The sequence below is a fragment of the Brevibacillus laterosporus DSM 25 genome (genome assembly GCF_002706795.1).
Classification (GTDB): domain Bacteria; phylum Bacillota; class Bacilli; order Brevibacillales; family Brevibacillaceae; genus Brevibacillus_B; species Brevibacillus_B laterosporus.
Genome location: NZ_CP017705.1, coordinates 3790792 through 3805145, shown reverse-complemented (window position 1 = coordinate 3805145; position 14354 = coordinate 3790792). Strand labels below are relative to the sequence as shown.

Sequence of the window (14354 nt, the reverse complement as noted above, 5' to 3'; positions counted from 1 at the left end):
GCATAGATGCGGCCCATTTTCTCTATGCTACAATCAACTTTATCTTCTTAGCTGTAAATATTAGGACGACGATCGGCAAACACAGGAATCTTAGAACGAACCTGATCGACAATATCCAAATCGATCTCAGCAGTTAGAATCATTTCTTCTTCACCAGCTTCAGCAATCACTTCTCCCCATGGATCAATTACCATGGAATGGCCGAAGAAGCTACTCGCAGAATCAGTTCCTACCCGATTGCAAGCAACTACATACATTTGATTTTCGATCGCTCGCGCAATTAATAGAGCGCGCCAATGAGCCAATCGAGGGTTTGGCCACTGAGCACATACGAACAAGACCTTAGCTCCCTTTACTGCATGCAGACGAATCCATTCTGGAAAACGAATATCATAGCAAATAACCGCTCCCACCTGCTGATCGTCCATTTGGTACAAGCCCAATTGATCACCCGATTGAAGGAACTGGTGTTCATTCATTAGCTTAAATAAATGGGCTTTGGAATATGAGCCGATTAAGTTCCCCTGCTTATCAAATACATAGGAAGTATTGTAAACACCATTCTCCTTACGTTCGGCAATAGAACCACCGTATACATGGCTATGTAGTGAGCGAGCTAGATCCTTTAAAAAAACCTGGGCATTCTCACCTTGTTCATCTGCAATATCATCTAAGCGTTCCAAATCATAAGCAGTATCCCACAATTCGGGCAACAGTATAACATCAATCGGTTCGCCTGATTCGTGTAAATTTTCGGTCATTTTCTTTATCTTTTGTCTGTTTGCCTTTGGATTTCCCAGCACCACATCCATTTGGATTAGAGCAATTCTCCACTTGTTACTCATCCCGTATTCCTCCTATGGCCCGCATATTTATCACCATTATAGTAGTGGAATTTTGTCAAAAAAGAAAGAGGAGCGGATGCAGCTCCCCCCTTCCATGCATAGCATACTAGTAAATTAAGTACGACGACGTTGTTCTAAAGCTCTAACGCGACGATTTAAATCTCTGTATCTTTCATTTAGCCTCCTCACTTCACGCTCTAATCGTGCGATTCTACGTTCTTCGTCTGCATCGTTGGGTGATGGATTAGGTAGCCCCTGATCAGGAATGAACAGAGATTGACCGACGTACAGCTCATATGGTGGATATAACCGATTCACACGAATAATTACGTCGATAGGCACCCCAAAGCGTTGAGCAATAGAATATAGTGTATCGCCACGTTGAACAATATAATTCATTCGTATCAGCCCCCTATAGAAAGTGATCTTCTATGTTAGTAACCTATGCCCGTTTTGGTTGAGAGGAGATAAACGAACACCTATTTTCCAAAAGGTAGGCATCGATCTATAACCTGACAAGTATTGGCAGGTAAAAGCCCTCCCTTACTTCATCATTTGTATCGCAACCCTCATTCTCTTCTGTACCTCTCTCAGAACGGGCATCCTCTCCTTTTCTTCTGAAGCCACTAATGGCTGACCTACCGTACTTGTCCTCATAGATCGATGCACAAAAAGGCCTTGCATCCGCTACGATTAGCGCTGCAAGGCCTTTTTCTTTTCCATGCTTTTAGATTCTACGTATGTTTGTTTTACTTGCTCTTTTTCTTCTTATTTAAAAACGGGATCTGCAAACATAGCGAGCTTCTCAGCAGAATCCCTATCTACCTCAGCATGCAAGCTGTTTCCGTGTGAATCCATTGTGACTATTGCTGCAAAGCCTTTCACACGTAAATGCCACATTGCTTCTGGGATACCAAATTCCATGAAATCTACACCTTCTACCTGCTCAATACAATCCGCGTAGTACTGTGCAGCTCCACCAATAGCATTTAAGTAAACCCCTCCATGCTCTTGCAAGGCTTTCAAGGTTTTTGGACCCATGCCACCTTTTCCCATAACTGCTCGGATCCCAAATTTTTTCATGATGTCACCTTGATACGGCTCCTCACGAATACTAGTAGTAGGACCTGCAGCTTTTACATGATAGTTACCTTCTTCATCTTTTAGCATAACAGGACCACAGTGATAGATAATGCCACCGTTTAGGTCGATTGGGCAATCGTGATCCATCAAGTATTTATGCAAGGCATCGCGTCCGGTGTGCATCATACCATTAATAATGACCACATCACCCACTTTAAGACTGCGAATCTGTTCTTCCGTTATAGGTGCCTCTAATACAACCTCACGGCGTTCAGCTTGTTCCTCGCTTGAGGACATGTCCATATCCACATGATTTTCTTCTGTATATAAATAACGAATGATTTCTCCTGTTTCTGGGTTAATATGCACCCCTTGACGTCGGAATGCCCAGCAATTATAAGCTACTGAGACGAAAAAGCTAGCTGGCAAGCGATTTTCTACACCAATTTTACAGCCAAGCAAGGTGGTATTACCCCCGAATCCCATGGTTCCAATTCCCAGTTCATTCGCTGTTTGCATAATATAATCTTCCAATTCAGCTAACTCGGGGATTGGATTAGAATCATCTGCGCTACGGAACAATTGATGCTTAGCCAGTGAGTAGCCACTCGTACGGTCTCCGCCAATGCCTACTCCGATAAAACCAGCGCTACAGCCTTGACCCTGCGCCTGATAGACAGCATGCAAGATACACTTACGGATTCCATCCAAGTCACGACCAGCTTTTCCTAGATGGGGAAGCTCACAGGGGAGAGAGTATTGTACGTTTTTATTTTCACAGCCGCCACCTTTAAGAATTAGCTTCACTTCGGCATAATCTTCTTCCCATTGTTCAAAATGAAGAACAGGTGTACCTGGTCCAATATTATCTCCAGAGTTGGCACCCGTTAACGAGTCTACAGAGTTAGTACGTAATTTACCAGTTCTCGTCGCTTCTGCAATCGCTTCCAGAATTGCTTTCTTCATCACGATCTGGTTAACCCCTACCGGTGTCTTAATTTCAAATGTAGGCATTCCTGTATCCTGACAGATTGGTGAAACATTTTCTTCAGCCATCTTAATGTTTTGAGCAATGGTAGTGAGCGATAAAGCAGCACGCGTGCCAGCATCCTCTCTTTTTTTCGCAGCGTTAATGGCATGCCGAACGTCTGGCGGCAGATTAGTGGAGGTCTCCACGATCAACTGCAACATGCTATCTTTGAACTTATCCATGATGGAAGTCGCCTCTCTTTTCAAAAAAGAATAAATACTCTACACAACGATCATAATTATAGCATAGCAAAAAAATAGGTGCGACCCTTCCGATTGTGCGTTTTTTCTCAGCCAACTGAGATACAACCTCTCCCTATACCAGTCATCCTCGCTGTGATATCATGAAGATACTTTTTGAACGGAAAAAATGGAAGAGGAGTAGGGCCCACATGCATTATTTTCAAATGACTTTGCCTGCTACACTGACCGGATTGGCAGTAGTTTTACTCATTGGCTTACTCCGCTTGCAGTGGCCTTTTCGCTACCATTACAGAACGCTGTTATGCAAGCGGAACCCTGAGCGTATGCAAATAATCCTGGAGTCTTCTTACCTAAAAAACAAAACGCGCTCAGTAGCACTACTCGACAAATCGAGTCAACAGTTACTACAAGGAAAGTACGATGCTGCTGAATCATATGTTACGCAAGCCATTATACTGTGCAAAGAATCTCCCACACTGTTTCATCGTGCTCTCTTACAACATCTCTTTTACAATTTGGCCGTTGCCTGCTATTATCGGGGACGATATCGTGATGCACTGCAAATTGGCATACATCTATATAAAAGGGACCCACATATGCATAGTGCTCTGGGCATCATTATTTGCTGTCAAGTTCGAATGGGAGACCTTCCGGCTGCTAAGCACGCATTATCGTTGTTACAGCGAAGACGAATTCGCCCTGTCCTGCTTTATTTTTGTTTAGCAGAAATGGAAGCGGCAGAAGGCCATTATACTCTTGCAGTAGAACATATTGAAAAAATCAGGCATTATGCATATTCTCAAACGCTGTTTCTCCGTAAAGAAGAACTTGATTTGCGTCTAAATGAATGGGCAAAAGCGGCTTCTCATGCTGGATGATACGGTGCTGTATTTAACTTGTGGGCTGTAGTCATTTTTCCTTCAGCTCACAAGTTTTTTGTGTAAAATTCCGCCCAAAAATTGATCCAATCTTTTGCAACCTCATTTTTTCATATATTCATCGTCTGATTCCTATCGTAATACTGGTATGTTAACATTCTTCGTTCTCATTATTCCAAAAATACAAGGAAATAAGTTCTCTGTGCAGATTTCATTTAGGCAAATAGAAAAACCCTTGATGTACAAGGGTTTCGGAGCTTCATGAAAATCTAATGGAATGAAATACGCGTCTTTTAGGCCTCCTACCTTGGTGAGGCTTTTTTTATCTAACTAGTCACTCGGAGTAGCTAGGCCAAGCGTTGCTCCGTGTATTGAGACAATATCCCCACAATTTCTTGGAGAAATTGCTGAATATTACCTTGTAGAATGGGACCATGTCCTGTTGCCAATATCTCAATGGGCCATTGTAGTAATAATTTGGTTGCTTCTAAAAATCCAATAACTTGATCTACATCTGGACAACGTTGTAACCATGCTCCGAAATAAAAAATAAGTTCTTTTCGACAATTCTCCTGATAACCGATCACCTGCTCAATATCCATACCAAAAAAATGAAGATGATCGCCAATAAAACAAATATTTGTTTCGGAATCAAAAAAAGCTACTGAGCCCTCTGTATAAGTTGGTAAGTTCACAAATGAAAACAGCCCAATCTGACCTTTTTCTCCCGTAAAGGAATGACCGAATAACGTTTGTGAAAAATCATCTAGTTCAAAAAAATCATGCAGGTGAATCCAGTTTTGGCTTGTAGCAAACAACTCCACATTACCAATATGATCAGGCAAACGATGGGTACATAGTACATCTTCCACTTTATCTGAAGTGGCACCAATATCCACAAGTGCTTGCTGAAAATACGAACGATGCTTTTTAAGATTTGTATCAATTAAATAAAACCGTCCATTTCGTTCCACTACATAATTATTGATGTAACTTTTCCATGAGTCTTCATAAGTGATAATCGTCCAAACACCGGGAGCAATTTGGCAGGTGACATTGGTCAAATTCCCATCTCTCCTCTCCGTGAACCGTTATGTAACATCCATCGTAAATACGATATCCTCCGTTATTTCCCTCTTATATTCCTATTATACAACATTTTTCACGAAAAGATTGCGAAAAAGCATGATTACCCTCGTTTTTCTTCCAAATTCCGGTCATCTGTAAAAATGTTGTCAGAAATAGGTACGTTTCATTTTAATATATATAAAAAATAGTTTACCAAAAAAATATTGTAAATATTCAGAATATACTTTATACTGAGCATGTCTTACAAAAACGAACGATAAAGGAGGTGCTTACTTATGAAAATCCAAGCTAAAAAAATGGAGAAAGTTGCTCCTACTCTTGTTGGCTCTTCCGTTTAATTTGGAACTAGGTCGTCTTTTCAGGAAAGTTACAAACTAATAAATTTACAACACAAAGGGGGTACCATTATGAAAATTCAAGCTAAAAAAATGGAGAAAGTTGCTCCTACTCTTGCTAACACTTGCGTTTAATTTGGAACTAGGTTGTCTTTTCAGGAAAATTACAAACTAATAAACTTACAACACAAAGGAGGTACTCACTATGAAAATCCAAGCTAAAAAAATGGAGAAGGTTGCTCCTACTCTTGCTAACACTTGCGTTTAATTTAGTTCGAAATGAGGCACTACATATTAACCCAAGCTAGTAGTAAAAAAGATGGTTGGGCCATTTCTGGCTACCATCTTTTTTACCGTATGAACTTATTGGATTTGATTTTTCTCTTCCATAACCTCGGTAACTAAAATAACACCATGCGAGAAAGTTGTCCCGCCTCCGTAAGCACCTGCGACCCCCACCGTTTCTGCAATTTCTTGCTGGCTAGCTCCTTCTGCCAAAGCAGCCTCCATATGATAAACAATACAGTGCTCATTACCTGTATATAAAGAAATTCCAAGGGCCATTAAATGCTTCTGTTTGCTATCAATTACACCTGGAGCAAAGCATGCGCTGGTAAATTGATTGTAGGCTTGTAATACATTGGGCATCATTCGTCCAAACGACTGTAAGCCATCGCGATATTGTTCCGCTAATAAATGTTCTGCCATGTTACTTCCTCCTCTAGTATCCAATTCCCCCTTATGTTTCCACCTTCTTCTTACATTCATGTATTCTTTTTTTCGTGCCATCGGGTAATACTACTTTCATCGAACCATTTGGAGAAAGGAATGAGCATGATTGATCCGCCTAGGCTATGCCTGCATCAGTATGGCAACCAAGAACAATCCAAATAAAAAGACAACTTTAGGACAACTAGCAAAGCTTTCTCCTCCTGATCAGTTAAAAAAATTACGGAAAGTCATGCAAACCAATTTTTTTAACCTATTAGATCTGCTGCAATACAATGTGGAGCATGGAATATTTTTGTACCGATTACCTTCTGAATTTGTGCCTTTTGCCACCCATCCTGTTGCCGAGCATTGGGATTGGGCAAAGGAATTTACTTGGGATTTTAATAAGGTAGGAGAATATATCCGTAAACACGGCATACGAATGACAGCCCATCCAGGTCATTACAGTATTTTAAATACTCCGTCAAACAAAGTTCTGGAAAGTACCAGAAAGGATTTTTATTATCATGCCTCTGTCTTTGATTTAATGGGCTTGGATGAAAATTCAGTGTTAGTTACTCATGTAGGAGGCGTTTATGGCGATAAAGAATCCTCACTCACTCGATTTGAGGAGAATTTTTCAAAGCTACCAGAGATAATAAAAAAGCGCTTGGTAGTAGAAAACGATGACACTTCTTTTACTATGCAAGAAGTCTTACACTTATGTGAGCGTATTAAGATCCCTATGGTTCTTGATATCCATCATCATCGCTGCCTCCATAATGGAGAGAATTTGGCTGAATACTTACCTCGTATCATCAATACTTGGGGAACTCGGATAGTTAAAATGCACTTTTCTACACCTAAATCAGAAAAAGAGTATCGCAGTCACGCAGATGATATCTTGTACGAAGACTTTATGTCATATCTCCCTCTATTAAAGGATTACAATGTTGATATCATGTTGGAATGTAAAAACAAGGATGAAGCCCTGTTGAAATTGCGTAATGAGATGCTGGCAAATGGCCAAACTCACGAATCGATTTATATGTAAGCCGTTAAACAAAAAATAAGCCCACAATCACCGGGATAGTGGGTTTTAACTGATATGAAAGAATTCAAGCTTCCAAGCGGACTATTTTCTCCAACGACCACATTTACCGCTGCACGTACCGCTGCATGTACCTCCACATTCACCTCCACACTTACATCCACCTTCTTTTCCATAATGGGAGGAACTAGGAGCTGCAGATGAGCAGCTGGATGAGGAGTGTGAATGGGAAGTGGAGTGCGCGCTACATGAATCAACTGAATGATAGTCGTCGTAATCATAACATTTTTGGTAGTAGTAATTCATTTTTTCCTTGTGATGCCTATACATTTGATAATATTTGTGATAATGCCTTGGAGACCTTCTATATCGCAAGCATTTATCCTCATAACCCATCATCTTTTCATAATGGAAATGGTACTTAAAGATATAAATCTCTATTTTTGGTTGTACTACAGGAGGAGTTGGTTTTCGTTTAGGCATCTTTGGCCTTGGGTGCATGGGCCTTGGGTGCATAGGCCTTGGGTGCATGGGCCTTGCAGGCATTCTGGGATATTCCTTTTTTGGTGCTGGTCTTGGCATCATACCCTTAGGTGGATACTTTTCTCTGGCAGGTATATATCTGCTACTACTTTCCATTCGACTGACCCCATCCTTTCATTAATCCATAACTTACATGACATATAGCATGGTATGATAGATAACCAGTATATGCACCCCTGACCATGGCCCAATTTGGGTGAAGACCCGTGCCCAAAATTAATTTTTACAAACACTTGTATTGACCTTTACCTAACCTTTTGCCATAATAACGATATTAAAAAAAGCGAGGAATAGCGAATGATGGTAACATGCCTACATGAACGTGACATGTCAACTATATATCAGGGTAACAAGGGGTTAGGAATTCGTTCCTAGCCCCTTTTATTTTCGCTCTCTACTCTGCTAAAGGAGGAAATTAATAATGTCCATTCAACACGCACTAGCATTAGACGGTACTTCCCTGTCTATCGAACAAGTTGTCATGGTAGCTCGTAAGCATCATACGATTTCTCTTTCTTCTGAGGCTGTTTCCAAAATACTCCGCTCTCGTGAAATGGTTGAAGAAATGGTACGAGAAGAAAAAGTGGTATATGGAATAACGACAGGGTTTGGTAAATTTTCAGATGTGATGATCTCTCAAGACGATGTTAGCCATCTTCAAGAAAATTTAATTATGAGCCATGCTTGCGGCATGGGGGAACCATATCCTACAGAAGTGGTTCGTGCCATGATGACTCTCAGAATCAATGCTTTATCTCAAGGCTTTTCAGGCATTCGTTTGGAGACCCTCCAATTGTTGATAGAGATGTGCAATCGTGGCGTTCATCCCATTATTCCCCAACAGGGTTCTCTAGGAGCTAGTGGCGATTTGGCTCCTCTAGCTCACATGGTATTGGTTATGCTAGGTAAGGGGGAAGCTGAATACCAAGGAAGTCGGATGCCAGGGAAGGATGCTTTGCAAAAAGCTAATCTAACCCCTGTTCGTTTGGTAGCAAAAGAGGGTTTGGCACTAATTAATGGTACACAAGCAATGACCGCTCTCCTATGCCTTGCCCTGTATGATGCTCGTTCTCTTATGGAAAATGCTGAGGTAATTGCTTCGTTAACAGTAGAAGCGCTTCATGGAATTCCCAAAGCGTACGATGCCAGATTACATGCTGTTCGACCTCATCCAGGTCAGCAAGAGTCTGCTCGTCGGATGTTACAACACCTAGCAAATAGCGAACGTACAACCCAACAAGGTGAAATTCGAGTACAGGATGCCTACAGCCTTCGTTGTATCCCACAGGTACATGGAGCTACTCGTGATACACTGGAATATGTTTGGCAAACCGTAACACGTGAGTGCAACAGCGTAACAGATAATCCAGTCCTGTTTTCTGAAACGGGAGATGTCATTTCAGGCGGTAATTTCCATGGTCAACCGATGGCGCTAGTTGCCGACTTTTTAGCCATTGCTATGTCTGAGTTAGCCAATATTTCCGAACGACGTACAGAGCGACTTGTTAACCCTCAACTCAGTGACCTCCCTGCATTCCTGACACCGAATGGCGGTTTGCATTCTGGATTTATGATCGCTCAATACGTAGCTGCTTCTATTGTTTCTGAAAACAAGGTACTATGTCATCCGGCTTCTGTTGACTCTATCCCATCCTCTGCGAATCAGGAAGACCATGTAAGCATGGGAACGACCTCAGCTCGTAAGCTTCGTACCGTTTTAGCCAATGTACGTAAAGTACTAGCTATTGAATATATATGTGCAGGTCAAGCAATTGAATTCTCTACCGGAAAACTGGGAGAAGGAACTTCAAAAGCATACCAGCGTCTGCGTTTTGCAATACCAAAGCTCGTGGAAGATAGAGAGCTACATGTAGATTTAGCTTTAGCAGAACAACTTTTAGAAGAGGATATCTTATCTACAAACTAAGAATGAAAGCAACACACTCCAAAAAGGCACAGATTTCATGAAAGTCCTCTGTGCCTTCTTGAGTTTATCGTTACATACAAGAACAGATATTTTAATAGACTTTATGAAAATAACTAGAAAAAGAGCAAAAGATAGACTTCTACTCTTTTCAGTACTATTATTTTCGTACAATTTTACTCTTTTATTTCATAATGAAGCGAATCCGCTCTTTATATTGATTCCAGTGAGTAAGGATTTGATTTGCTTTATCTGTGCGCTTCTTAATGATTTGTTTCATCGAATCATTTGGTATCTTTTTGGGGTAGCATTTCAGATCAAAAACATTTTGTTTAGGACCAGCCTTCATCCTTCCCCCTCCTTTTTATCAGTATATGGAGAAAAAACAAAATGTAAACTCCACAAGGAGAAAATAAAAAAAAGCCCTAATTCTTAGGACTTTTTATCTGCATGCTTTGATCCACTAAGTGTCGCAGCAATTTGTATATTATTCTCTTCTACAACACGGGAAGCCATAAGATTAAAGCCCTGAATGATATCTTTAGCAGCCTTTTGTCGTTTTTTATTTATTTCATTTTGTGTTAAGGATACGATTCTTTTTAGGTCAGTATCATCTTGATAAGAGGTTGTCATCTGAGCTCTCCTCCTTCTTAGGAAATCCAGTACTTTGCAGTAAAAGACATAGAACATGAATCAACCTAAACAGTAATTTATTATCAATTATATCACGAATAGTCAAGTCTACCGCTTTTTTGTTTCGATCTCGATGGAAATGAAGATTATAAACCCACATCTCATTATTACCCATTTTCATCAGATAAGAAGCGATATAATAGTTTTTACGAGGTTCGTTGAAAAGAGGGTCAATAGATTTGGTTTTAACGACCTGCACAGCAGCCCAGGTTGCGTGTTCCTTGGAATCCATACTGATTAAACCTAAACTATGACCACTTGTGCCTTCATCAGCAATTTTCTTTAGGAATGCCCCTTCCATCTTATAAATCGTAAAGTCTGCAATTAATTTCAAGTCAGAAACCGAAAACCGGCCATTCCGATATCTGTATAAAATGGTAATTAGCCGGTCAAGTAAATCGGCCATGTATTCAGAGGATAAGTTGGCCTCACTTAGTTCATCGTATAGCTGATTGAGAGATTGATCTGCTTTCGTAATAATTGAGTTTATAACCTCTTTTTGCCGTAATAATTCTGCTTCTAAACCATTGTTTTGTTTTAAAAGATAGGCTTCTTTTTCCTCATATCTGGCTTGATGAGTCGATGTAAAGCTATCAAATTCAATTTTTAGCTTTTCAAACGTCTTATTTAATTCTTCTTCACCATTTAGAGAATTATTTACAATGTATAACAACCCTTTGAAGGAGAAATCCGAAAACAAAAAGCTCCCAGTAAAAAGATCATACTCTCTTCTTTTTAAAAATCGGTACGCTCCCACATGAAAATGAATACTATCTAATTGCGTCATCAGCCAAAGATTCCTGCCTGTTGAGATGACTAGAATGAACCCTGATATTGTGAAACCTAATAGAGATGAAACACCTAGATAGGGAACTGCAAGAGGGATGCCAATAATACTGGCACTAGGTATCACTGAGCCTAGTGATTTAACAATCCCTTGTGAATCTAAATTCTTCACGGAATCAATTATTCTTTTAAAATCTGGAACAAGCTTTAATAAGAGTGGCATAATCCAACCTTGGTTCTGAGTATCCTCGTAGCTTTTACGAAACTTTTTCATAACTGGGTCAAAATTTTCTGACAGCCTGATGAGTGAATTATGGTAATTGGTACCTATTGTTTGTTTGATACCCATTTTTCCCAGCCTAAATGGCTGATTTCACCTCCTATGGGTGGAATATTTGTTACGCACTGTCCCATAGGTGCTATTTCTTTACGTCAGCTATTTTACTTATTCTGCTTTTATTTACTTTTCCCTAGTAATTTCTGGTATTTATTTTTCTTTTTTAGCCCAACACAAAAAAAGCCCTATCCCTAGCAGCGATTGCTCTTAGGATTAGGCTTCTCTTTTTTGCTATATATCCTTGGTAATATCTAATGAATCATAGAACTGCTGAGTTGCATTACGTCGTTCCCTACGCATTTTAATACGTTGTGGTGCTGTTTGATATAAATAAATTTCTTCTTCCGTTTCTGGAATGATTGGTGGTACAGGAGTAGGTTTTCCATTTTCATCTAAAGCGACAAATGTGACAAACGAAGTAGCTGTTAATTGGCGTTCCCCAGTTTGCAAATTCTCACTGATGATTTTGACAAAAACTTCAACAGATGTACGCCCCGTAGAGGTAACGAACGCATCCACACACACCGAGAAGCCCAGCTTTGCAGGTACGATAAAGTCAACCGAATCAATCGAAGCTGTCACAACTGGCTTGCGAGAATGGCGCATTGCTGCAATAGCGCTCACTTCGTCAACATAAGACATAATCGTCCCGCCAAAAATGGTTCCATGATGATTCGTATCTGAAGGTAAGATAAGCGATGCTTTCACCGTGCGTGATTCTTTGACCGTCTTTCCTTTTAACTCCATGTCCATAGCAGTTTCTCCCTCTCTAGCTGTACTGATATATGGCTTCTATAACCGCCTGATACGCATCCTCACCAAAAGAGCGTTCGATAAGCTCTCGGCCCCAGATATAAGCAGGCTGATATCCATCTAATGAAAAAAGCTGTTCGTCAATATGCGTTGCTTGTTTACGTTTTTCCTGGTTAGCACAGTAGAATATTTCCAAATATTCATGACCCCAACGTGAAAAGGATGCGGTCTCTTCCGTTAAAGCAGTTATTAGAATGTTTTCATTATCCATCATCACGAAATCAATCGGGTATAACTGACAACTAAACGGTTTTATGGAATAAACATCCTTTTGCTCGCGCAGACCATGAGCATGAAGCAAGCAACAACGCTGTCCATCTACTTGACCATAGAATAGACAGGAACCTTTTTCCATACGCACAACTCCTGGTTCAGCCGATTCAAAGCAACCGTGCTCCATGACCCGTTGTTGTGATCGACCGTTCAGATAGGCGGCAGCAACAGAGCGACTCTCTGCTTCAATTAGAGAAAGCTGCCAGGCTTGCACGGCATACGGTTGTCCATTCTCACAACACGTTTCACGATGAACAATATGACAATTGAAGCAATCTAGATGACAAGGCCTTTGCAGGGCATCTACATCAATGTAGAAATGCCCCTTTTGCACAAGGCGATTTTTTTTCTTCTTTACATATTTATGAAAATGGTACGATTCTTTTTGGGACATCCGCTCCGTCGTACCGTAATATCCGTAGGTTACATCATTTCTCATTTTGCTAGAACAAGCTCCGCCTCTGTACCGAAAATGCGTACTAGTTGTTCTTCACTTACTCCAAGGTCTTGCTCATTTGCTGGGATTTCCATTAGAATCTCAATTTCGTCCTCTTCTTCTAAGAAACGAAGTGTAAGATCTTTTTCCTCAAACTCATTATCTTTTAGGCTCACCTCAAGCAAAGTTCCACGAAAAGTAGTTACTACCTCGTCTTCTTGCTCATCGCCTTCCCAGTCTGTATAAGTGACTTGTACTTTCTGATTCACATATGCTTTATCTAGTATTTCCATAAGGGCAGCATGGTTATGAATATCCATAGTTACCTCCTTTTATTCTGAAAGAGTAGCACTTTATCTGTTAGCTTACCCGCTACCGTACTCTTTTGAAAAGCTTTTTTTATTTGTAAACGTTTCCTTTTTTCGACTTTACTTTTTTATTGCATGAAAAATCATACGTGGAGAGCTTTCCTTGTCGTATGGTTGGAAGGCGTAGTCACCAAAGACTTGAATCTGGATAAATCCAGCATCCTCTAGCATGCTCATCATCTGTTCTAGTTCAAATAATCGAACCTGCTCCTGATAGATACGTGGCTCTCTTTCTTCAGCATCGTGGATCGAAATCTCTTTTTTTACAAAACCATCTTCAAGACGACGACGTTCTGTAATCAATAAGCCATTTGCTTCTCGTTCAGATTTTGGAACCAGATGTTCTTTTACATAACTAGGGTTAAGGTAATCAATAACGACTTCTCCACCCGAACGTAAAGCTTTCGCCATATTTTTAACAACCTGAGCACTTTCTTGGTCATCAGAAAAATATCCAAAGCTCGTAAACAAATTAACAACAATATCAAATTCCGATTCAAACGGAATGTCTCTCATATCATATTGATAGTACGTAACCTGCTGTGGATCATTAAGTAGCTCGGCCTGCTCTAACAGCACGGAAGATAAATCGATTCCCACTACCTCATAGCCACGTTTTACAAGAGCTCGTGAATGTCGACCGCTCCCACAGCATAAGTCTAGAACTCTTCCCTCACGTTTAATAGGTAAACGTTCCAATAAATTATGTATTTCTTGATCCGCAGAAGCCTCATCTCGATGCTGGTATACCAGCAGATAGTCCTCTCGGAAGCTTTTTTCAAACCAAGCGTCTCCCATGCTCTCTACTCCTTTGATTCTCATTTCGTCTGTTACATCTGTAACTACTTCGGTTATTATATCATACCCCGATCTGAACCTTTTACATTTGCCTGTTTGAAGAAAACTTAGCTTTACGATCTCTGACCAGGCAAGCTCTTCACCCTAGATAATTAAAA

The 14354-nt window shown here is 40.4% G+C and carries 16 protein-coding genes; 3 read left to right on the top strand and 13 right to left on the bottom strand.

The window, feature by feature from the left end:
• Positions 1–47: 47 nt before the first annotated feature.
• The 3 genes from BrL25_RS18115 to BrL25_RS18105 form a co-directional block, all read right to left on the bottom strand.
• On the bottom strand, positions 48–845 hold the full coding sequence (locus tag BrL25_RS18115; protein ID WP_018673083.1) for a carbon-nitrogen family hydrolase: 798 nt from the start codon (positions 843–845) through the stop codon (positions 48–50).
• A gap of 114 nt (positions 846–959) precedes the next feature.
• Positions 960–1244 (bottom strand): LysM peptidoglycan-binding domain-containing protein, encoded by a 285-nt coding sequence (locus BrL25_RS18110; protein ID WP_018673082.1) that lies wholly within the window; start codon positions 1242–1244, stop codon positions 960–962.
• 369 nt (positions 1245–1613) lie between these two features.
• Positions 1614–3140: a fumarate hydratase gene (locus BrL25_RS18105; RefSeq protein ID WP_018673081.1), complete on the bottom strand. Its 1527-nt coding sequence runs from the start codon at positions 3138–3140 to the stop codon at positions 1614–1616.
• A 209-nt stretch (positions 3141–3349) separates the two neighbouring features.
• On the opposite strand from BrL25_RS18105, the gene BrL25_RS18100 reads away from it, so the two are divergent.
• Complete coding sequence (locus tag BrL25_RS18100; RefSeq protein ID WP_018673080.1) at positions 3350–4039, top strand: tetratricopeptide repeat protein; 690 nt, start codon at positions 3350–3352, stop codon at positions 4037–4039.
• Positions 4040–4386: 347 nt separating this feature from the next.
• On the opposite strand, the gene BrL25_RS18095 is transcribed toward BrL25_RS18100, so the two are convergent.
• Positions 4387–5103: an MBL fold metallo-hydrolase gene (locus tag BrL25_RS18095; protein WP_018673079.1), complete on the bottom strand. Its 717-nt coding sequence runs from the start codon at positions 5101–5103 to the stop codon at positions 4387–4389.
• A gap of 723 nt (positions 5104–5826) precedes the next feature.
• Positions 5827–6171 carry a carboxymuconolactone decarboxylase family protein gene (locus BrL25_RS18090; RefSeq protein WP_018673078.1) on the bottom strand — a complete coding sequence of 115 codons (345 nt, stop codon included), beginning with the start codon at positions 6169–6171 and terminating at the stop codon, positions 5827–5829.
• A 130-nt stretch (positions 6172–6301) separates the two neighbouring features.
• Between BrL25_RS18090 and uvsE the strand changes: the two genes are divergently transcribed.
• On the top strand, positions 6302–7228 hold the full coding sequence (gene uvsE / locus BrL25_RS18085; protein ID WP_018673077.1) for a UV DNA damage repair endonuclease UvsE: 927 nt from the start codon (positions 6302–6304) through the stop codon (positions 7226–7228).
• On the opposite strand, the gene BrL25_RS25350 is transcribed toward uvsE, so the two are convergent.
• Positions 7219–7506, bottom strand: a complete 288-nt coding sequence (locus BrL25_RS25350; protein ID WP_018673076.1) for a hypothetical protein — start codon at positions 7504–7506, stop codon at positions 7219–7221. The two genes, uvsE and BrL25_RS25350, sit on opposite strands and share 10 nt — an antisense overlap.
• 683 nt (positions 7507–8189) lie before the next feature.
• Between BrL25_RS25350 and hutH the strand changes: the two genes are divergently transcribed.
• Positions 8190–9695: a histidine ammonia-lyase gene (gene hutH / locus BrL25_RS18075; RefSeq protein ID WP_018673075.1), complete on the top strand. Its 1506-nt coding sequence runs from the start codon at positions 8190–8192 to the stop codon at positions 9693–9695.
• A 181-nt stretch (positions 9696–9876) separates the two neighbouring features.
• Here the strand turns inward: hutH and BrL25_RS25260 are convergent, their stop codons facing one another.
• The 7 genes from BrL25_RS25260 to BrL25_RS18045 form a co-directional block, all read right to left on the bottom strand.
• Entirely contained in the window at positions 9877–10041 is a 165-nt protein-coding gene (locus BrL25_RS25260; RefSeq protein ID WP_018673074.1) for a hypothetical protein, read from the bottom strand.
• A gap of 83 nt (positions 10042–10124) precedes the next feature.
• Positions 10125–10325, bottom strand: coding sequence for a hypothetical protein (locus tag BrL25_RS18070; protein ID WP_018673073.1), 201 nt, complete (start codon positions 10323–10325; stop codon positions 10125–10127).
• Positions 10303–11520 carry a hypothetical protein gene (locus BrL25_RS18065; protein WP_018673072.1) on the bottom strand — a complete coding sequence of 406 codons (1218 nt, stop codon included), beginning with the start codon at positions 11518–11520 and terminating at the stop codon, positions 10303–10305. Before BrL25_RS18065 ends, BrL25_RS18070 begins: the two co-directional genes overlap by 23 nt.
• A gap of 219 nt (positions 11521–11739) precedes the next feature.
• Complete coding sequence (locus BrL25_RS18060; RefSeq protein WP_018673071.1) at positions 11740–12261, bottom strand: acyl-CoA thioesterase; 522 nt, start codon at positions 12259–12261, stop codon at positions 11740–11742.
• A 16-nt stretch (positions 12262–12277) separates the two neighbouring features.
• Positions 12278–13033: a DUF3109 family protein gene (locus BrL25_RS18055; protein WP_018673070.1), complete on the bottom strand. Its 756-nt coding sequence runs from the start codon at positions 13031–13033 to the stop codon at positions 12278–12280.
• The gene (locus BrL25_RS18050; protein ID WP_018673069.1) at positions 13030–13350 is read right to left on the bottom strand and encodes a hypothetical protein; all 321 of its coding nucleotides are present in this window, start codon (positions 13348–13350) and stop codon (positions 13030–13032) included. The genes BrL25_RS18055 and BrL25_RS18050 overlap by 4 nt, the downstream gene beginning before the upstream one ends.
• A 108-nt stretch (positions 13351–13458) precedes the next feature.
• Positions 13459–14196 carry a class I SAM-dependent methyltransferase gene (locus tag BrL25_RS18045; protein ID WP_018673068.1) on the bottom strand — a complete coding sequence of 246 codons (738 nt, stop codon included), beginning with the start codon at positions 14194–14196 and terminating at the stop codon, positions 13459–13461.
• Positions 14197–14354: the final 158 nt, after the last annotated feature.